Raw genomic sequence first — 18,311 nt, 5'->3', positions numbered from 1 at the left:
TTTCCTTATAAAAATGGACGAAATAGTCCTTTTATTGTTTGTGATAAATTTTTATAGGCTGATGAACCATGAAACTCAAGATCGAAATTAACTTCTTCAAGCCAATGTGAATCAAATGCCCCCGCTTCAATATATGGTTCAATATCGTTTCTTCCCGTTGGATTGAAATGGAATACATCTACTCCAATTTGATTTAAAAATAGTAATAAAACAGCATCAGAACGAGTTAACTCTCCACTCTTCTCATTATTAAATATAACAATTTTCGGTACATCTTGTGAATAATCAAATTTCTCAAGCTGTTCTAAAATATTCGGTGGTATTTGAGAAAGTTGCGCGAAAACATATAGCGCTACATCTTGTTTCGTCTCTTTTGCAATTGGTTTACACATTTCGCTTTCACACGTATGGATAATCGCTTCTGCAATACCATGTTGTAATCCTTCTGGCAATCGTTTGTGTGGCCACCAATGACTGTTCATAATTAAATCTGGATGCAATTTCCCCCCACGGTCTAATGCATCTCGATAATGGTATTGGAAATTTGCTTTTTGTTCTTTCGTAAACGGAAATGTATTAATTAATAAACTGTTATCAAATGATGTAACAGCCTTTAATCGTTGAAAATACTCTTTATCATTCTTTGAAACACCTGATATTTTCGCAAATAAAGAAGGGATATAAATGTGTTTATTTTCAACAAAGAATGTCGGGCGTACAAACGCCTTTTCTTTCGTAATTAAAAAGAGTTCATCATATGTTGTTTTTAATGTACGAGCTACAGGCGTATAGGAACGGAATTGCCATGGCTTGTACAGCAGTGAATTATCGTGGTGAAGTACTTGCTCAATTTCTTTTGAAGCTTGATACGCTACTGTTGCCACACGCTCACGGCGGCGATCTGGAAATGGTTCAAGAGCAATACGGCCTGGATGAGACATAATAAATGTCCTTCCCTCTTCATCGACATTCTCAAATCCATCTTTTCCTTCTGGGTGATAATAAAGTACATCGCAGCCGAGCATAATAAGAAAGTATAAGAAATATATACGGCTTTCCTGTGCATCACCGTACCAAACAATACGCGGCATTTGTTTCTTATAGTTAATCGTAGAGAACCACTTCGCTACGTAATTTTCGCTTAATTTAATCATGTCGATTAAGAAACGACGGAAGCCTTCTGTCTTTAAAGATTGATTATGTTGTTTCTCATATAATTTCAATACAGAAATAAATGTCGTATGTATATAATGTTGTAAATCAGGATTATCTACTTTCGGCAAAAGTTGTTTCCCAGATAAGTGTGCCACTAGCCTATTTACTGTTAGACCATTTGGTGCTTCTTGATGTAATCCGAACACTTCTTGAATATGACGAAGTTTTTCCGAATCGATTACTTTATTTAAATTTTGTTCATGTAAAACTTCAATTCCTTTCGCTTCACTATAATCAAATAGTTCATTGAAATATTCATCTACATCATTAGGAACGCCAAGGATTCGACATGCTATATAACTAAATTTCATCTCATTCTCTGTCAGCTCATATTGTGGACGTTTTTCTAAAAGCGTTTCAAATTGCTTTAAATCTGATTCATCTTTTAATGCATATGGTTGAAGTGTAAAACGTGAAAACACAACAGTTCACCTCCAAAAACATTTACTTTTTCTAAGTCTTTCTTCTATTATAAACTATTTCTGTCTATAAAAAATGGGCGCTCGTAAAACGAGCAAACCCATTTCAATTATTTATTGTCTTCTTTAGTAGCTGCAACTTCTTCTTTAGCTTGTCCAGAATTCTTCATGTAGTGAAGTATAAATGTTGCTCCAAATGCTACAACTAAAATAATGAAGAACACTGTATGGCTTATTTCAATATGAATGACAGACAATAACATTTTTGCTGCGATAATTAAGATTAAAATATATGCTGTCGTTTCAAGTTCTGGAATACGCTCTAACAATTTTAAGAATACACCAGCGATACCGCGCATCATTAAAATACCGAGCATTCCACCTAATAATAGAATCCAAACTTCATTTGATACACCAAATGCAGCAAGTACGCTATCTACAGAGAATGCGATATCCATTAATTCAACCATCGCAACTGTTCCCCAGAAGACACCAAACATTCTGAAGAGAACACTGTTTTGGTTCATACCATGAGCTTCCTCTTCTTCTGCATTACCTTTTCGTTTATCAATAAAGTATTTAACTGAAAGCCATGCTAAGTAAAGTGCACCTAACACTTTTACCCATGCTAATTTAATTAAGAACATTCCAATTCCAATTGCGATAAATCGAAATACATAAGCTCCAATAAGTCCATAGAATAATGCTTTTTTACGTTTTTCTTCCGGAAGGTGTTTTACCATTACCGCTAATACAAGTGCGTTATCAGCAGATAACAATCCTTCAAGTACAACAAGTGTACCTATTAATCCCCAAGATACTGGATCCTGCAACACTTTAATCCACATGTCCAAGTCGAAAAATTGAGCATACGTATCAAGGATTCCTTGCAAAATACTCATCTTACCTATATCCCCTATTCTTTGCTAGATTTATAGAAAGGTCAAAAAAAGGAAACGAATATCGTTTCCTTCCTATGCATCCAAGCCATACGCTCTTACAAGCGCACCTAAGCCACCTTGGAATCCACTTCCTACTGCATTAAACTTCCACTGTCCATTATGACGGTATAATTCACAAAAGACAACTGCTGTTTCGATGGAGAAATCTTCCCCTAAATCAAAACGAAGAACTTCTTCATTCGTTTCTTCATTCGCTAAACGAACGAACGCATTTCCTACTTGTCCAAAGTTTTGACTACGGCCTTCTGCATCATAAATTGTAACTGTAATAGCAATTTTGTGCACATCTGCTGGAACTTTCTTCAAATCTACAACAAGTTGCTCATCGTCGCCTTCACCTTCACCTGTACGATTATCTCCTGTATGTAGAACAGATCCACAAGGAGACTGTAAATTGTTATAGAAGATAAAATCAGTTTCCTTCGTACATTTTCCGTTCACATCTAATAAAAAGGCAGATGCATCTAAATCGAAATCAGCTCCACCATCATAAGATTTAATATCCCAACCAAGACCAATTACTGCTTTCGTTAAGCCAGGGCTTGTTTTACCTAAATCGATTTTCTGTCCTTTTTGTAACTGAATGGCCATGTATATTCACCCCTATATTTTAATCTTTAAAAATATATCCATTAGCAAATATATATTTACTAATGGATAGCTAAATCTATTACTCTACATCTAAACCGAAATTGTTACATAGAGACGCTAATCCACCTTGGAATCCACTTCCGATTGCATTGAACTTCCAGTCACCTGCATGGCGGTATAGTTCACCTACTACAACAGCTGTTTCAATAGAGAAATCTTCTCCTAAATCGTAACGAATTAACTCTGCATTCTTTTCTTCATCTAAAATACGTACGAAAGAGTTAGAAACTTGACCAAAGTTTTGGCTACGACCTTCTCCATCGTAAATTGTAATTGTGAAACAAATACGTTCGATATGTGCAGGTACATTTTTCAAATCTACTTTGATAGATTCATCATCGCCTTCACCTTCGCCAGTTCGGTTATCTCCTAAATGTTCTACAGCACCATTCGCACCTTTTGGGTTATTATAGAAAACAAAATCTTCTGCTCCTGAAACTTTACCGTTAGCACCTACTAAAAAGATACTAACATCTAAATCAAAATCAGCTTGTCCATCATAACGATTTGTATCCCAACCAAGTCCTACAAGAACTTTTGAAAGACCTGGATTCGTTTTTGTTAAGTCTACCTTTTGTCCTTTTTTCAATGAAATTGATGCCATATACAATTCCTCCTCGGTTTATATTATTGATAACGTGATACAATCTCACTTAAGTTTTTATCTTGTGTTCCTTCTCCAACAGCTGAAAACTTCCATTCACTTCCGTGGCGATACATTTCACCTGCAATTAGAGTCGTTTTGCCAGCATAATTATCCGATAAATTATAGCGTGCGAATTCTTCGCCAGTTTGCGGGTTTTGAATACGAATATATGCATTACGAATCATCCCGAAATCTTGACGACGATTTACACAGTCATAAATATTTACAACGAATACTAAACGATTAATACGGCTCGGAACTTTATGTAATTCTACGAAAATTGTTTCGTCATCACCAGCGCCTTCGCCTGTTAAATTATCTCCTGAATGAATAATACTACCACAAGTAGAAAGCTTGTTTCCGAAGTAAACTAAATCGTTTTTGTTTAAAAAACGATCTTCTTCTAACATAACAACTGATGCATCACAATCTACATTTGGTTTACTTCCAAATAATGAAGACAGAAACCCACCTGATTGCCCAATTGGATCCCAGCCTAAGCCAACCTGTAGTTTTGCTACTTTGGGTTGTCCTTTCGTTAAATCGATCTTTTGACCTTTTTCTAAAATAATAGGCATGCAGTTTCTTCCTTTCTACAAAGCATTTTCCAATACGGAAAATATTGTATTCTCCTCTTATATTGTAGCATTATTTACCTAGTGATAAAAAGGATAAATTCTCAGTTATATGAAAACATTCATATAATTTACTTATGATGATGTAAGAAGTGGTAAATAGCACCAACCATTCCTGCACAATTACCGTTTTGTGCAAGTTCAATCTCACAATTACTATAAATCTCTTTATCTAAATATTTTTCTACCTCTTCTTTTACTTCTTTTAAGAACTGATTTCCCCTAGCAGTAATTCCGCCACCTATAACAATCACTTCTGGATTAAAAATATAAGCAAGGTTACTAATTCCAATCGCTAAATGTTTGAAGAAAACCTCAACTGCTTGGGTAACTTCCCTATCACCTTTATCATACAGTTCGAAAATCTTTTTTCCATTCCAATCGCTTTCACCTTTATATTCTCGCACAAGACGAATTAACCCTGAAACGGAAGCGACCTCTTCAAACGCTTTTCCTTCTATTAACATATTTCCCCATTCACCAGCACTAAACGAATGCCCTCTATATAACTCTCCATCTATAAAAATTGCTCCTCCAATACCAGTTCCAAGGGTGAACATAATAAAATTTCCTTTCTCTCTTCCACTACCATTCCACTTTTCTCCAAACGCTGCACAATTCACATCATTATCAATGGATACAGGAACTTTTAATACCTCTTGCAATCTATTCATAATAGGAATCATACTATAGCCCGGAATATGATCCACACCTCCCGTCACCACCCCTTTATTAACGTCAACAATTCCCGCCGTACTAATACCAATTCCCCAAACCTTATGTTCCCCCATTAATTTTTTTGATAAAAGAATGAGTTTTTGAATGATTTGTTCTCCGCCCAAATGAATTTCTGTTGGAACTGTTTTATGCTTTAGTACTGTTCCTGTTTCTGAAACAATTCCATATTTAATGTGTGTACCACCAATATCAAATGCAATATACTCTTTCATCTGCTGTCACTTCCTCTACTGTAATGTGTGTGAAATTCCCACTACTCTACTATTATAAAGAATTTACACTAACTCTTTTCTCTCTTTAGAAATACACCACCTTTTTCTATATATAGATTTTTTTGTATAAAACTCTTTTTCCTATGAAATATTACAAAGGGATGTATTTTAGATGGAATATTAATTTTTCAGGAGGAAATCAATGACGAAAATTTTTATTTTAGCATCAACTCTTTCTTTATCTTTTTTTAGTGGTTTAAATATTGGTAATGCAGCAACAGAAAACTTCTCTCCAGTAACAAATGCGATTGTACAAAATAACGATCATTTCGCAGAAGGTAACTCAAAAGATAATAATAAACCACCAGGAAACGGTGGTTCTCAGGACGATAGTGGTTCTGGTGGCAATGGTTCTGGCGGCAACGGCCCTGATGGCAATGGTTCTGGTGGCAATGGTTCTGATGGCAACGGCTCTGGTGGCAATGGCTCTAGCGGTAGCGGTTCTGATGGCAGTGGTTCTGGTGGCAACGGCTCTGGTGGCAATGGCTCTAGCGGTAGCGGTTCTGATGGCAGTGGTTCTGGTGGCAATGGTTCCGGCGGTAGCGGTTCTGATGGCAGTGGTTCTGGTGGCAACGGCTCTGGTGGCAATGGTTCCGGCGGTAACGGTTCTGATGGCAATGGTTCTGGTGGCAATGGTTCCGGCGGTAACGGTTCTGGTGGCAATGGCTCTAGCGGTTCTGATGGCAGTGGTTCTGGTGGCAATGGTTCCGGCGGTAACAGTTCTGGTGGCAATGGCTCTAGCGGTTCTGATGGCAGTGGTTCTGGTGGCAATGGTTCCGGCGGTAGCGGTTCTGATGGCAGTGGTTCCGGCGGTAATGGTTCTGGTGGCAACGGCTCTGGCGGCAGTGGCTCTGGCGACAACAGCTCTGGCGGCAATGGCTCTGGCGACAACGGCTCTGGCGACAACGGCTCTGGCGGCAATGGCTCTGGCGACAACGGCTCTGGCGGCAATGGCTCTGGCGACAACGGTTCTGGCGGCAATGGCTCTGGCGGCAATGGCTCTGGTGGCAATGGCTCTGGTGGCAATGGCTCTAGCGGCAATCGTGGTAAAGGCGATAGCAGTTCTCAAGGGGGAAATGACTCTCATGGAGGTAACCGTGGTAAAGGCGATAGCAGTTCTCAAGGAGGAAATGGCCCTCAAGGTGGCAATAGTTCCAAAGGTGGTAACGTAAAAGATAACGCGAAAAAACAAGGCGATAAGTTACCGAATACTGCAACACATTATCCTGCATCTATTTTAATGGGACTTTCAACATTCCTAATTGGTATGTTACTATTCATTCGCCGTAAAAACGCAAAATAAAAACATATCCTTCCATCTTAAAAATACATGAAACAAATTGTAAAACTAAAAAGGACTTTGGATTGCATTTTATTATGCAGCCTAAAGTCCTTTTCATCCTTCCTATCCAAAAGAGCATTAATACGCTTTTCCCCAATACACCATTTGTTTTGCTTCTTTACCACAACAAATACATTCGTCAGCTAAATGCTCTTGCTCAAAAGGCATACAGCGAGAAGATACTCCGACTTCTTCTTTTAATTTCTCTTCACAAGCTAGTTCCCCGCACCACATCGCCTTAATAAATCCTTGCTTTTCATCAGCTAATTTTTTCATCTCTTCAAACTTCGTCACACTATACGTATTTTCATCACGAAATACTTTTGCTTTATTAAATAAAGAGTTATGAATTTCCTCAAGTAGTGCTGGAATGCGTTCTTCTAATTGATCCATTGATATAAACTCTTTTTCTTTCGTATCTCTTCTTACGAGTACAACTTGATTCTTTTCAATATCTTTAGGACCAACTTCTAATCGAATTGGAATACCTTTCATTTCATACTCATTAAATTTCCAACCTGGTGTTTTATTACTAGCATCTATTTTTACTCGTGCAACCTTTTGAATATGTCCTTGTAACTCTAGCGCTTTCGCCAAAACTCCTTCTTTATGCTGCGCAATCGGTACAATAACAACTTGCACTGGTGCAACTTTAGGAGGCATTACAAGCCCATTATTATCACTATGAACCATAATCAGTCCACCTATCATTCTCGTTGATACACCCCAAGATGTTTGGTGTACATATTGCCACTTACCGGTACGATCTAAAAATTTAATATCAAATGCTTCAGAGAAATTCGTTCCAAAGTTATGGGATGTTCCTGTTTGAAGTGCTTTCCCATCATGCATTAAGCTTTCAATCGTATAAGTTGCCTTTGCTCCCGCAAATTTTTCTTTTTCTGTTTTTTGTCCTTTAATTACCGGTATCGCTAAATAGTCTTCACAGAAAGAAGCATATAGATTTAAAATATTTAACGTTTCAGCTTGAGATTCTTCTGCTGTTTCATGGATTGTATGTCCCTCTTGCCATAAGAATTCCGTTGTGCGAAGAAATGGCCTCGTTGTCTTTTCCCAACGAACTACTGAACACCACTGATTATATAACTTTGGCAAATCATTATAGGATTGCACAATTTTTGAAAAGTGCTCACAGAATAAAGTTTCAGATGTAGGGCGTATACAAAGTCTTTCTGCTAATTTTTCATCCCCCCCATGTGTCACCCATGCTACTTCAGGAGCAAATCCTTCTACATGATCCTTCTCTTTTTGTAATAAGCTCTCTGGGATAAACATTGGCATATACACGTTTTCATGACCGTTTGCTTTTAACTTCTCATCCATAACTTTCTGCATATTTTCCCATAAGGCATAGCCGTACGGGCGTAGAATCATACATCCTTTTACACTTGAATAATCAACAAGTTCTGCTTTTTTTACAATATCTGTGTACCACTGTGCAAAGTCCTCTTCCATCTTCGTAATCGCTTGTACTTGTTCTTTTGCCATAGTCCGTCTTCCTCCTTCTAGAAAATACAAAAAAGCCCGCGTCCCTAAATAGGGACCGAGCTTTGCCGGCGTTACCACCCTGATTCATGCACAAAATTGCGCATGCTCTCTTTTTGATAACGGGAAATTCCCGCTGCATATGCAGAACGCAAAGGTAGGTTCCATGTTGTCTTTTTAAGAATCTTTCAGCCTGACGGATTCTCTCTCTGCTAAAAAGGTTGAACATATACTAGTCCTTTTTCATCGTTATAACAAAATAAATTTGTTGAATATCATAATATAAATTTCACTTCAAAACAAGAGTGAATTTTCTTATTTTTATATATTCTTTTCATTTTTTACAGTTTTATACGTAGCTTTTTCGTGATATTTTTAAAAGTTGATGTGCAATCATACCAATAAGTGTACCAAGTAGGACGAAGAAACCAATAAACCCATACCCCATTCCTTCCCATCCACCAATAACCATCATTGTAACAGGAAAGGATGCTAAACAAAGAAGTATTAGACTAAGTGCAAATATAATATCGAGCTGCTTGTCTGGAAACCGTTTCTTTAGTAAATACGAAATAGCAAATACAAGGATAATCGTGATTCCGCCAATGATGTAAAATATACCAAATCCATCTAACCAGTCCATACCATTCCCTCCTTCCATAGATTCCCTTATACTTATTATATGTTCAACTTTTCTGAAAATAAATAATAAATTTTATTTAAAAACATATTTTTATTACTAGGTATTAATAGTAGTATATAGTAATAGGTTTTATATAATTAGGAGGATTACTTTATGGATAAAGCATTAACGAATCGTGTCATCATTTTATCATTCGACTGTTTATCAGCTTTAGATTTTCCTATACTACAAAAATTACCTCACTTCCAATCTCTAATCAAAAAGGGTACGGTTGTCGAAAAAGTAGAACCAATTTATCCTTCTGTAACATACCCAAGTCACTCAACAATCGTAACTGGTAATTACCCTAATAAACATGGTGTTGTTAGCAATACGTTACTTCAACCTGGACGTGAATCACCCGATTGGCATTGGTACCGAAAATCAATACAAGGAAAAACGTTATATGATGAAGCACATAAAGCAAATTTAACGACAGCTGCCCTTCTATGGCCTGTTACCGGCAGAGCAAATATTGATTACAATTTACCAGAAATCTTTCCAAATAGACCGTGGCAAAATCAAGTTTTAGTTTCATTATTTAGCGGTAGCCCGCTATATCAATTAGATTTAAATCGTCGTTTCGGCCATATACGAAATGGAGTGTCACAACCTGAACTCGATGATTTTGTACTTGCTTCTGCTGTGCATACAATCCAGACGAAAAAGCCTAATGTCATGTTTGTACATTTCACCGATTTAGACACCCAAAGACACTATCACGGCTTTGAATCAAAAGAAACAATAGCCGCAATTCATAGACATGATGAGCGACTAGGGAAAATTATTCAAGCTTTAAAAGACAGTGGACTATACGAAGAGAGCACTATTATCGCTCTTGGTGATCATAGCGCTTTAAGTGAAAACAAAGCCATTCAATTAAATGTACTATTTCATCAAAAAGGGCTTATCTCTATAAATTCAAAAGGAAAATTAGTAGACTGGAATGCTTATTGCCAAAGTTGCGATGGGTCCGCCTATGTATATGTGAAAGACAAAAACGATACCGATACAATTCGAGAAGTACAACTACTCCTTGAAGAACTGCTTCAAAATAAACAAAACGGTATTGAATTTATACTTCATGATGAGGATGCGAAGGAATGCGGTGCAGATGGCAATTGTTTATTTATGTTGGAAGCACGAGAAGGGTATTATTTCACTGAAAACTATACAGGAGATTTTATAAAAGAAATTACTGAAAAAGATGTTACGCCTAGTAAAAAATATACATTTGGTACGCATGGATACTCTCCAACAAAACCTAACTATGAAACAATTTTTATAGCTGCTGGGAAAGGAATAAAAAGCGGCATTACCATACCGTATATGAGACTTATTGATGAAGGCCCAACTATCGCTAGACTACTCGGTTTACACTTAGGTGAAACAGACGGATCAATTGTAGAGGATTTACTCCAATTGTAAAGAACTGTGTATATATGTAAAAGTTATGTAAAATTCATCATTGTTTCTCTTTTTATAATTTTTATTTTTGTACACTGTTAGTAGAACAAATTTGAGGGGGAACATTATATGAAAAAAATGTCCAGACAAGAAAAAAGCTGGATATTATACGATTGGGCGAACTCCGTATATTCGCTCGTCATTACAACCGCATTATTCCCAATTTACTTTAAAGCAGCTGCAAAAGAAGCTGGGTTATCTGGTGCAACTTCAACAGCATATTGGGGATATGCAAACTCGTTCGCAACACTTTTAATTTCTATACTTGCTCCTATTCTCGGCACAGTTGCTGATTATAAAGGATTTAAAAAACGATTTTTCACATTCTTCTTTGGACTCGGTATCGTATTTACAAGTATGCTAGCAGTCGTTCCAACATCTCAGTGGTACTTATTACTAGGATGCTATATGCTCGCATTAGTCGGTTTTGCTGGAGCAAACATTTTTTATGATGCATTTTTAGTAGATGTCACTTCTGAAGATAGAATGGATCGAATTTCTACAAGAGGTTTCGCTTTAGGCTATATTGGGAGTACTATTCCATTTATCGGTTGTATCGCTCTTATCATTCTTGCTCAAAAAGGAACTATCCCTTTATCAGTCGGCATTGCTAGTCAAATTTCATTTGCGATCACAGCTCTTTGGTGGGGATTATTTACAATTCCAATGCTAAAAAACGTAGAACAAACGCACTATATTGAACGTCACCCAAGACCAATTACAATGAGCTTCAAACGCCTTGCTGATACTTTTAAAAATATTAAAGAATATAAAACGGTCTTTATGTTCTTAATTGCTTACTTTTTCTATATTGATGGGGTCGATACAATTATTACTATGTCCACCGCTTACGGAACAGACCTCGGTATTAGTGCAACAAATCTATTAATCATATTATTCGTCACACAAATTGTAGCTTGTCCATTCGCTTTATTGTACGGAAAACTATCGGAGACATTTACCGGTAAAAAAATGCTATATGTCGGTATTATTATTTACATCATTATCTGCATATATGCTTATTTCTTAAAAACGAAACTCGATTTCTGGATTTTAGCAATGTTAGTTGCTACTTCTCAGGGCGGGATTCAAGCACTTAGTCGTTCCTATTTTGCAAAACTAGTACCTAAAGAATCTGCAAATGAATTTTTTGGATTTTATAATATATTTGGCAAATTTGCCGCGATTATGGGTCCAGTATTAGTCGGTGTTACAACGCAATTAACAGGAAAAACAAATGCTGGTGTTCTTAGTATTATTGTGTTGTTTATTATCGGTGGATTTTTATTAACTAAGGTCCCTGAAAATAATACATCCGTTACACCACCTAATCCGAAAACTAAAACGCTATAAGAAAAAGATCCTCTTCATGCAAGAAGAGGATCTTTTTTATCTATAACGTCTTACAATTAAAAACTCAACAGCCGGCTTTACAACTATCGCAGCACATAACGCAAACAATAACGGTATGTTATGAAAATCAATCCATCTATTAAAGCCTACCGATGCGAAAAACAAGCCAAAAATTAATACAACGAGTACATAATATGTAACATTGGCACTTGTTTTTAATACATGTTTTTCTAAATCATCTTTCTCCTCAGTATCCCCTTCGACGCTATGTGATGCCAAACTTTTAAATAGATAATGTAACGCGATGCTACAAATAAATAGTGCATACCAGTTTACTTGAAGTTCAGTTAACCAATAGTAAAGTGCATACACTAACGTACCTATAGCAACTAATATAGTAACGAAAAGGCTTATCTTTTCTTTCCCCAACAACTACTCCCCCTACTGCTTGTACAAAAATAGTTTATCAACAGTTGTTCCTAATACTTCCGCTAAACGAAAAGCTAACGCTAAGCTTGGATCATATTTATTATTCTCAATTGCATTTATCGTTTGTCTAGAAACCTTACATTTATCAGCTAATGCGCCTTGTGAAATATTATTTTCAGTGCGTAATTCATAGATTTGATTTTTCACACCATTTCTCCTAACCTGTAAAATCGTTTTTACATCATCAGTATATAATTGGCTCATATAGTTGTCAAAAGTTCGCCAAAGAAAAAGGGAGCACTTCTGCTCCCTTACAATAGTTATTTCGACGCTAACGAATTTGTTAGTTCCTCTTTATTAGTGACATCTTCTTTCTTTATTTGCATGCGTAGAACTGGCCCTATTGCTAATAAAATAAGTGCCATTGCTATACAAAACACAATAACTAGTGATGTCATTTCCTTTAATCCTCCAGCTAAAGCAGTACCAATTAGCATAGCTCCCATAAACAGCGGTAAAATCGTCCCATTTACTCTTCCAACCATATTTTCTGGTACAAGTTGAATCATAAGCGTACCGACAACGATATTAACACAGGCTAAACAAATACCTGTTCCAAATCTCATGAAACTAGTAATCCAAAATGATGTAGATAGCCCTTCTACTAAAAATGACATCGCTAATATGCCCATACCGAATACGAACATCTTTTTCGGGTTCACTTTTGAAGTGAAAATCGCAGCAACAATACCACCAATTAACATACCTATTCCATCAGCTGCAGCTAAATATTGAACTGCTTCCTTTTCCATTCCAAGGCGTTCTATTACAAGAAACACTTCTAATGGCGTTGTTAATCCAACAGCTAAGCCTATAATGGTGAAAGTAATTGTAATCATACGTAAATTTTTCGTATGAAGAACGTATTTCCACCCTTCTTTTATATCATTTTTTAATGAATCTCTCGCCACTTGCTCTTGTTCAACCCATTTCGGTAAAAATGAAAGAGCGATAGCAGATAACAAAAATAAAATGATTAAGCTATATAGTGACGTAAATAAACCAAGTTGTGTATACACAAGTGATCCTACCACTGGTCCAAAAATTATAAATAATGACTGTAATGTTTGGTTAAATGCAATCGCATTCGCTACCTGTTCTTCCTTTACGTAGCGCTTAAATATACGCGCAGATGATGGCTGAGAGAACTGGCCTACAATCGCGGAAATGAGTGTTGCAAAAAATATAGCCTGCCAATAATCCAGTTTTAACAACAGGACAATTCCTATAATAGACATTACACTTAATACATCTCCAGCGACCATTGTTCTTTTCGGATTCCAGCGATCAGCTAGCGCACCACCGATAAACGAGAAAATAAAAATAGGTGCATATTCCATAACCGATAACAATGAAACGGAAACTGGATCATTATTCGTTCGCTCCATTATGAAATATAGAAGGGCCATATTTCTGATCCAAATTGCAAATTGTTGTAAAATATCAGACGCCATAACGAGCATAAATGCTCGGTTTTTAAATAAAGCGTTCATTTTCATTCCCCTTTCATAAACCGACCGTTCGGTCTAATTTATTTTATAGAAAAGCAACTGACTTATTATTCAGCTGCCATTCCTTTTAACAATACATCTATTGCCTTTTTATAAATACGTTTCAACTCTTTATAATCTAACTCGTAGTAAAGTACTCCAAGCCCTGATAATAATCCATGCACAATATACATAAGATCGCGCGTATTATCTTCACGAAACTCTCCAGACTGTATGCCTGCTTCAATTAGTTTCTCAAACATAACATATGATTCTCTAGTTAAAGCTAATAGTTCATCCAAAATCTCTTTACTTACAACTTGGCTCATAGAGAATTCCTCTATTGCATTTGAAATTGGTTGCTGTATGTCCTCTACATGATATTCCGCGAGACCATATAATTTTTCAGTATTCGTACTATACGACTTCTCTTTTTCATTCCATTTTTCAAGCCAATCATACGTATGCTGTTTTACCACAAATAAAAATAATTCTTCTTTACTTTTAAAGTGATAATAAATACTTCCTTTACTTCGTTCTGTAATTTCACAAATCTCTTCCATAGATGTAGCTGCATAGCCCTTCTGTGAAAACAGACTTTCTGCTTTATATGCAATTTCTTTCTTTATCTCTTCTGCACTTCTTCTCATATTCACACCTCTTTAAACCGACCGTTCAGTCTAATAATAACAAATTAAAAACCTCTATTACAAGAGGCTATATTCCTTATTTAAGAAAACATACTCTCAAACCACGTTCGAATCATGTGTATAATTCCAATTTTAACTCCTAATTTAACAAGAAATACGCCTCCCGCAGCTAATAAAAATAACATTACTTTCCCCTTGTTTTTCACTTTCGGCTCCCTTTTCATTTCCATTCCCCTTAGTATATTAAAAATATTTAAACAAACGTTTGTTTAACTGTTTTTATGCATAATGTAAGCCAACTAATTAAACGTTTGTTTAAAAAGAAATACGCCTATATAAGGCGCATTTTCATCAATCACCGCCACCTCCACCACCATCGCAGCTGCCTCCGCTATCTCCACCAGAAGACCCTCCACAATCATGTGAACCTCCATGCGAGCTATCATTATCAGATCCCGCAAAGAAAAATAATGGTGATGAGTTGTTAGATGAGTTATGAATGTTATTTTGTTTTGTAAGATTTACCTTCTTTTTGTTTGATCGAACTGCTGTTAAGATTGTTACAACTACAACAAATAATAGTATGAAAATAATAAATTCCATATAAAAGCCTCCCTTATTCCTCGAATAATTGAATGGTTCTCTCTAGATTTTCAAGCGAAATGAAGCGCGATTCACGAAGAATCTCTTTTCCATTATGAAATAATAAAATTGTCGGTCCAGTAAATACTGCATATCGCCCTGCAACCTCTTGCATGTCTTGCAGTAATATCTCTATTTTCTCTACGTAATCATAATTCTCTAATACGTAATTTACTTTCCTTAACATGACATCACAAACACCACAATTTTCCGTTTTAATAAACAGAAGTACTAATTGTTGTTCTTCAATATATGTTACTAATTCTTCTATTGTTTCAAAGTTTTTCATCTTATCCCTCTTAACGTAGTTTATGAAATACTTTATCTTGATACATACGAAATGCTGAACTATCTTTAATCTTTCTTTTTTCCATTACTTGCTGAAAACGTAGCGTTTTTGCCGTTAACTCTTCTTTTAATTTTTTTCTCTCTTCTTCATCATAACAGCAAGCAATTAAATCCTCTATTTTTAATATATCTTTTTGCAGTTCCATTTCTGGTGGAATCATGCCCGCGTTTTTTAAAATTTTATAACTCATTCTAAGTTCTGGAGGTACCATTGAAAGGTCTTCTAATTGTAGTGGTTTTCCTTTTCCCGGAATATGATCAAGGTCTCCATTCCGTATTGCTTGTCGAATTTTTTCTTCGGCAATATTCAAAAACACATCCACATTACTCCCTCCCTTACATATTTTTACTATTATTTTACATGAAATTTCATTATCTTGCTACGCTATTACAAATTGACCTCATACAATTCTTTCTCAAATTTAACTCCAAGAAGCCCTTTCCTCTCTAATCGATATTTTATTTTCATGTGTAATCTGTATTAGAGCCATTTCATATTGAGAAAGTCTTTTCGAATTCAATAAAGCGTTTACACCAAATCTTACATTTGCTACGATTTAATCAGCTTCAGCTCCTTGTATAGACTTCGTGATGTCTGATCATTTTTATCTAGATTCATTTTGATTTATTGGCGCATGCCTTTAAATATATCTTTTATTTTGAAAGGAGAAATGGCTATGAAATCAAAAAAATTCACACTGCTATTACTATCCCTACTACTCTTCTTACCTCTTTTTCTCACAAACTTTATTACTCCCAATGTCGCATTAGCAGATTCACAAAAGCAAGGTCAAAAAATTGTTGGGTATTTTCCTTCATGGGGCATTTACGGACGTAATTATCAAGTTGCAGATATTGATGCATCAAAGCTAACTCATTTAAACTATGCTTTCGCTGATATTTGCTGGAATGGAAAACATGGAAACCCTTCTACTCACCCCGATAATCCAAATAAACAAACGTGGAACTGTAAAGAATCTGGTGTACCACTGCAAAATAAAGAGGTCCCTAATGGTACTCTCGTACTCGGTGAACCATGGGCCGATGTCACAAAATCTTATCCTGGCTCAGGTACAACTTGGGAAGATTGTGATAAATACGCACGCTGCGGAAATTTCGGCGAACTAAAACGATTAAAAGCTAAGTATCCTCACTTAAAAACAATTATTTCTGTTGGTGGCTGGACTTGGTCTAACCGCTTTTCTGACATGGCCGCTGATGAAAAAACAAGAAAAGTATTCGCTGAATCTACAGTCGATTTCCTTCGCGAATATGGATTTGACGGCGTTGATTTAGACTGGGAATATCCGGGCGTAGAAACGATTCCTGGTGGTAGTTATCGTCCTGAAGATAAGCAAAACTTCACCCTACTCCTTCAAGAAGTTCGAAATGCATTAACGAAAGCTGGTGCAGAAGATGGTAAACAATATTTACTAACAATTGCATCAGGTGCAAGCCAACGTTACGCTGATCATACAGAGCTAAAGAAAATCTCTCAAATACTGGATTGGATTAATATTATGACATATGATTTCCACGGTGGATGGGAAGCTACTTCTAACCATAATGCAGCTCTATACAAAGATCCAAATGACCCAGCAGCGGATACGAAATTTTACGTAGATGGTGCGATAGACGTTTATACAAATGAAGGGGTTCCAGCAGATAAACTCGTATTAGGTGTACCTTTTTACGGACGCGGGTGGAAAAGTTGTGGAAAAGAAAATAACGGACAATACCAACCTTGTAAACCAGGTAGTGATGGAAAGCTCGCTTCTAAAGGTACTTGGGATGACTATTCTACCGGCGATACAGGTGTGTACGATTATGGTGATTTAGCAGCTAATTATGTTAATAAAAATGGCTTTGTTCGCGGATGGAACGATGTGGCGAAAGTACCTTATTTATATAATGCAACTACAGGTACATTTATTAGCTATGATGACAACGAATCTATGAAATATAAAACAGACTATATAAAGACAAAAGGTTTAAGTGGTGCAATGTTTTGGGAGCTTAGTGGTGACTGTCGCACCAGTCCAAAATATAGTTGTAGTGGACCAAAATTACTTGATACGTTAGTAAAAGAATTACTAGGTGGACCTATTACTCAAAAAGATATTGAGCCACCAACAAACGTAAAAAATATTGCTGTAACAAATAAAAATTCAAACTCAGTTCAATTAAACTGGACGGCATCTACTGATAACGTAGGAGTTACGGAATATGAAATTACTGCTGGAGAAGAGAAGTGGAGTACAACAACAAATAGCATTACAATTAAAAACTTAAAATCTAATACAGAATACACATTTTCAGTAATTGCCAAAGATGCTGCCGGAAATAAGTCACAGCCTACCGCTATTACAGTTAAAACAGATGATGCTAACACAACACCTCCTGGTGGAAATAGCAATGCTACCTTTTCAGTCACTTCAAATTGGGGAAGTGGTTACAACTTCTCGATTGTAATTAAAAATAGTGGAACGACCTCTATTAAAAACTGGAAATTAGAATTTGATTATAACGGCAATTTAACACAAGTTTGGGATTCTAAAATTAGTAGTAAAATAAATAATCATTACGTAATTACGAATGCAGGATGGAATGGTGAAATTCCTCCTGGTGGATCGATTACAATCGGAGGAGCAGGAACAGGCACTCCTGCTGAACTTGTAAATCCATCCATTAGCGAAAACTAAACGTAACTTCCAATAATTATTTCACTAAAGTTTGAATTTAGGTTTGATTCCTCTCTCCTAAATTCAAACTTTTAATTTTATGAAAAATCACAAATTAACATT

Annotated in this window: 20 protein-coding genes and 1 other annotated feature; of the genes, 4 read left to right on the top strand and 16 right to left on the bottom strand. The window is 36.2% G+C overall.

Annotated elements, in window-relative coordinates:
- Window positions 1–5: 5 nt before the first annotated feature.
- The 6 genes from ACTFR9_RS21145 to ACTFR9_RS21120 form a co-directional block, all read right to left on the bottom strand.
- The gene (locus ACTFR9_RS21145) at window positions 6–1,637 is read right to left on the bottom strand and encodes a YceG family protein (RefSeq protein WP_000492873.1); all 1,632 of its coding nucleotides are present in this window, start codon (window positions 1,635–1,637) and stop codon (window positions 6–8) included.
- A 107-nt stretch (window positions 1,638–1,744) separates the two neighbouring features.
- Window positions 1,745–2,536 (bottom strand): TerC family protein, encoded by a 792-nt coding sequence (locus tag ACTFR9_RS21140; protein ID WP_000025699.1) that lies wholly within the window; start codon window positions 2,534–2,536, stop codon window positions 1,745–1,747.
- 72 nt (window positions 2,537–2,608) lie between these two features.
- Window positions 2,609–3,187, bottom strand: coding sequence for a TerD family protein (locus ACTFR9_RS21135; RefSeq protein WP_001007531.1), 579 nt, complete (start codon window positions 3,185–3,187; stop codon window positions 2,609–2,611).
- Between the two features lie 79 nt (window positions 3,188–3,266).
- Window positions 3,267–3,851, bottom strand: a complete 585-nt coding sequence (locus ACTFR9_RS21130; RefSeq protein ID WP_000146722.1) for a TerD family protein — start codon at window positions 3,849–3,851, stop codon at window positions 3,267–3,269.
- Between the two features lie 23 nt (window positions 3,852–3,874).
- Window positions 3,875–4,471, bottom strand: a complete 597-nt coding sequence (locus ACTFR9_RS21125; RefSeq protein WP_001121580.1) for a TerD family protein — start codon at window positions 4,469–4,471, stop codon at window positions 3,875–3,877.
- 128 nt (window positions 4,472–4,599) lie between these two features.
- Window positions 4,600–5,478, bottom strand: a complete 879-nt coding sequence (locus ACTFR9_RS21120) for an ROK family protein (RefSeq protein ID WP_229136794.1) — start codon at window positions 5,476–5,478, stop codon at window positions 4,600–4,602.
- A 202-nt stretch (window positions 5,479–5,680) separates the two neighbouring features.
- Here ACTFR9_RS21120 and ACTFR9_RS21115 point away from each other — a divergent pair, with 202 nt between their 5' ends.
- Complete coding sequence (locus ACTFR9_RS21115; RefSeq protein WP_440049019.1) at window positions 5,681–6,841, top strand: LPXTG cell wall anchor domain-containing protein; 1,161 nt, start codon at window positions 5,681–5,683, stop codon at window positions 6,839–6,841.
- Window positions 6,842–6,958: 117 nt separating this feature from the next.
- Here ACTFR9_RS21115 and proS read toward each other — a convergent pair whose 3' ends face one another.
- Both proS and ACTFR9_RS21105 read right to left on the bottom strand, forming a co-directional pair.
- Window positions 6,959–8,389 (bottom strand): proline--tRNA ligase, encoded by a 1,431-nt coding sequence (proS, locus tag ACTFR9_RS21110; RefSeq protein WP_061185488.1) that lies wholly within the window; start codon window positions 8,387–8,389, stop codon window positions 6,959–6,961.
- A 47-nt stretch (window positions 8,390–8,436) separates the two neighbouring features.
- Window positions 8,437–8,642, bottom strand: a binding site (T-box leader).
- A gap of 93 nt (window positions 8,643–8,735) precedes the next feature.
- On the bottom strand, window positions 8,736–9,029 hold the full coding sequence (locus tag ACTFR9_RS21105) for a YesK-like family protein (RefSeq protein WP_142242858.1): 294 nt from the start codon (window positions 9,027–9,029) through the stop codon (window positions 8,736–8,738).
- A 153-nt stretch (window positions 9,030–9,182) separates the two neighbouring features.
- Here ACTFR9_RS21105 and ACTFR9_RS21100 point away from each other — a divergent pair, with 153 nt between their 5' ends.
- Both ACTFR9_RS21100 and ACTFR9_RS21095 read left to right on the top strand, forming a co-directional pair.
- Window positions 9,183–10,496: an alkaline phosphatase family protein gene (locus ACTFR9_RS21100; protein WP_061131250.1), complete on the top strand. Its 1,314-nt coding sequence runs from the start codon at window positions 9,183–9,185 to the stop codon at window positions 10,494–10,496.
- Window positions 10,497–10,604: 108 nt separating this feature from the next.
- On the top strand, window positions 10,605–11,888 hold the full coding sequence (locus tag ACTFR9_RS21095) for an MFS transporter (RefSeq protein ID WP_229136792.1): 1,284 nt from the start codon (window positions 10,605–10,607) through the stop codon (window positions 11,886–11,888).
- A gap of 36 nt (window positions 11,889–11,924) precedes the next feature.
- Here ACTFR9_RS21095 and ACTFR9_RS21090 read toward each other — a convergent pair whose 3' ends face one another.
- The 8 genes from ACTFR9_RS21090 to ACTFR9_RS21055 all read right to left on the bottom strand — a co-directional run bounded on the left by ACTFR9_RS21090 (window position 11,925) and on the right by ACTFR9_RS21055 (window position 15,830).
- A complete protein-coding gene (locus tag ACTFR9_RS21090) occupies window positions 11,925–12,317 on the bottom strand; it encodes a hypothetical protein (RefSeq protein WP_000514010.1) in 393 nt (130 codons plus the stop codon).
- A gap of 12 nt (window positions 12,318–12,329) precedes the next feature.
- Window positions 12,330–12,581 carry a helix-turn-helix transcriptional regulator gene (locus ACTFR9_RS21085; protein ID WP_001996603.1) on the bottom strand — a complete coding sequence of 84 codons (252 nt, stop codon included), beginning with the start codon at window positions 12,579–12,581 and terminating at the stop codon, window positions 12,330–12,332.
- Between the two features lie 56 nt (window positions 12,582–12,637).
- Window positions 12,638–13,870 carry an MFS transporter gene (locus ACTFR9_RS21080; protein WP_229136791.1) on the bottom strand — a complete coding sequence of 411 codons (1,233 nt, stop codon included), beginning with the start codon at window positions 13,868–13,870 and terminating at the stop codon, window positions 12,638–12,640.
- A gap of 65 nt (window positions 13,871–13,935) precedes the next feature.
- The gene (locus ACTFR9_RS21075) at window positions 13,936–14,517 is read right to left on the bottom strand and encodes a TetR/AcrR family transcriptional regulator (RefSeq protein WP_001254444.1); all 582 of its coding nucleotides are present in this window, start codon (window positions 14,515–14,517) and stop codon (window positions 13,936–13,938) included.
- A gap of 80 nt (window positions 14,518–14,597) precedes the next feature.
- Window positions 14,598–14,741 (bottom strand): hypothetical protein, encoded by a 144-nt coding sequence (locus ACTFR9_RS21070; RefSeq protein WP_000817978.1) that lies wholly within the window; start codon window positions 14,739–14,741, stop codon window positions 14,598–14,600.
- Window positions 14,742–14,868: 127 nt separating this feature from the next.
- On the bottom strand, window positions 14,869–15,120 hold the full coding sequence (locus ACTFR9_RS21065) for a hypothetical protein (RefSeq protein ID WP_000394355.1): 252 nt from the start codon (window positions 15,118–15,120) through the stop codon (window positions 14,869–14,871).
- Window positions 15,121–15,133: 13 nt separating this feature from the next.
- Window positions 15,134–15,448 carry a thioredoxin family protein gene (locus ACTFR9_RS21060; RefSeq protein WP_000787596.1) on the bottom strand — a complete coding sequence of 105 codons (315 nt, stop codon included), beginning with the start codon at window positions 15,446–15,448 and terminating at the stop codon, window positions 15,134–15,136.
- A 10-nt stretch (window positions 15,449–15,458) separates the two neighbouring features.
- Window positions 15,459–15,830: a J-domain-containing protein gene (locus tag ACTFR9_RS21055; RefSeq protein ID WP_000382354.1), complete on the bottom strand. Its 372-nt coding sequence runs from the start codon at window positions 15,828–15,830 to the stop codon at window positions 15,459–15,461.
- 354 nt (window positions 15,831–16,184) lie between these two features.
- Here ACTFR9_RS21055 and ACTFR9_RS21050 point away from each other — a divergent pair, with 354 nt between their 5' ends.
- On the top strand, window positions 16,185–18,209 hold the full coding sequence (locus ACTFR9_RS21050) for a glycosyl hydrolase family 18 protein (RefSeq protein WP_229136790.1): 2,025 nt from the start codon (window positions 16,185–16,187) through the stop codon (window positions 18,207–18,209).
- The last annotated feature ends 102 nt before the right edge of the window (window positions 18,210–18,311 follow it).

This window comes from Bacillus cereus group sp. MYBK222-1, from assembly GCF_051916425.1.
Classification (GTDB): Bacteria; Bacillota; Bacilli; order Bacillales; family Bacillaceae_G; genus Bacillus_A; species Bacillus_A paranthracis.
This window is presented reverse-complemented; position numbering and strand designations above follow the sequence as displayed.

Bases quoted from the DNA above. Each gene is read 5' to 3' on its own strand.
- ACTFR9_RS21140 (WP_000025699.1), bottom strand. From the start codon at position 2,536: ATGAGTATTTTGCAAGGAATCCTTGATACGTATGCTCAATTTTTCGAC.
- ACTFR9_RS21135 (WP_001007531.1), bottom strand. From the start codon at position 3,187: ATGGCCATTCAGTTACAAAAAGGACAGAAAATCGATTTAGGTAAAACA.
- ACTFR9_RS21130 (WP_000146722.1), bottom strand. From the start codon at position 3,851: ATGGCATCAATTTCATTGAAAAAAGGACAAAAGGTAGACTTAACAAAA.
- ACTFR9_RS21125 (WP_001121580.1), bottom strand. From the start codon at position 4,471: ATGCCTATTATTTTAGAAAAAGGTCAAAAGATCGATTTAACGAAAGGA.
- ACTFR9_RS21120 (WP_229136794.1), bottom strand. From the start codon at position 5,478: ATGAAAGAGTATATTGCATTTGATATTGGTGGTACACACATTAAATAT.
- ACTFR9_RS21115 (WP_440049019.1), top strand. From the start codon at position 5,681: ATGACGAAAATTTTTATTTTAGCATCAACTCTTTCTTTATCTTTTTTT.
- proS (WP_061185488.1), bottom strand. From the start codon at position 8,389: ATGGCAAAAGAACAAGTACAAGCGATTACGAAGATGGAAGAGGACTTT.
- ACTFR9_RS21105 (WP_142242858.1), bottom strand. From the start codon at position 9,029: ATGGACTGGTTAGATGGATTTGGTATATTTTACATCATTGGCGGAATC.
- ACTFR9_RS21100 (WP_061131250.1), top strand. From the start codon at position 9,183: ATGGATAAAGCATTAACGAATCGTGTCATCATTTTATCATTCGACTGT.
- ACTFR9_RS21095 (WP_229136792.1), top strand. From the start codon at position 10,605: ATGAAAAAAATGTCCAGACAAGAAAAAAGCTGGATATTATACGATTGG.
- ACTFR9_RS21085 (WP_001996603.1), bottom strand. From the start codon at position 12,581: ATGAGCCAATTATATACTGATGATGTAAAAACGATTTTACAGGTTAGG.
- ACTFR9_RS21080 (WP_229136791.1), bottom strand. From the start codon at position 13,870: ATGAACGCTTTATTTAAAAACCGAGCATTTATGCTCGTTATGGCGTCT.
- ACTFR9_RS21075 (WP_001254444.1), bottom strand. From the start codon at position 14,517: ATGAGAAGAAGTGCAGAAGAGATAAAGAAAGAAATTGCATATAAAGCA.
- ACTFR9_RS21070 (WP_000817978.1), bottom strand. From the start codon at position 14,741: ATGAAAAGGGAGCCGAAAGTGAAAAACAAGGGGAAAGTAATGTTATTT.
- ACTFR9_RS21065 (WP_000394355.1), bottom strand. From the start codon at position 15,120: ATGGAATTTATTATTTTCATACTATTATTTGTTGTAGTTGTAACAATC.
- ACTFR9_RS21060 (WP_000787596.1), bottom strand. From the start codon at position 15,448: ATGAAAAACTTTGAAACAATAGAAGAATTAGTAACATATATTGAAGAA.
- ACTFR9_RS21050 (WP_229136790.1), top strand. From the start codon at position 16,185: ATGAAATCAAAAAAATTCACACTGCTATTACTATCCCTACTACTCTTC.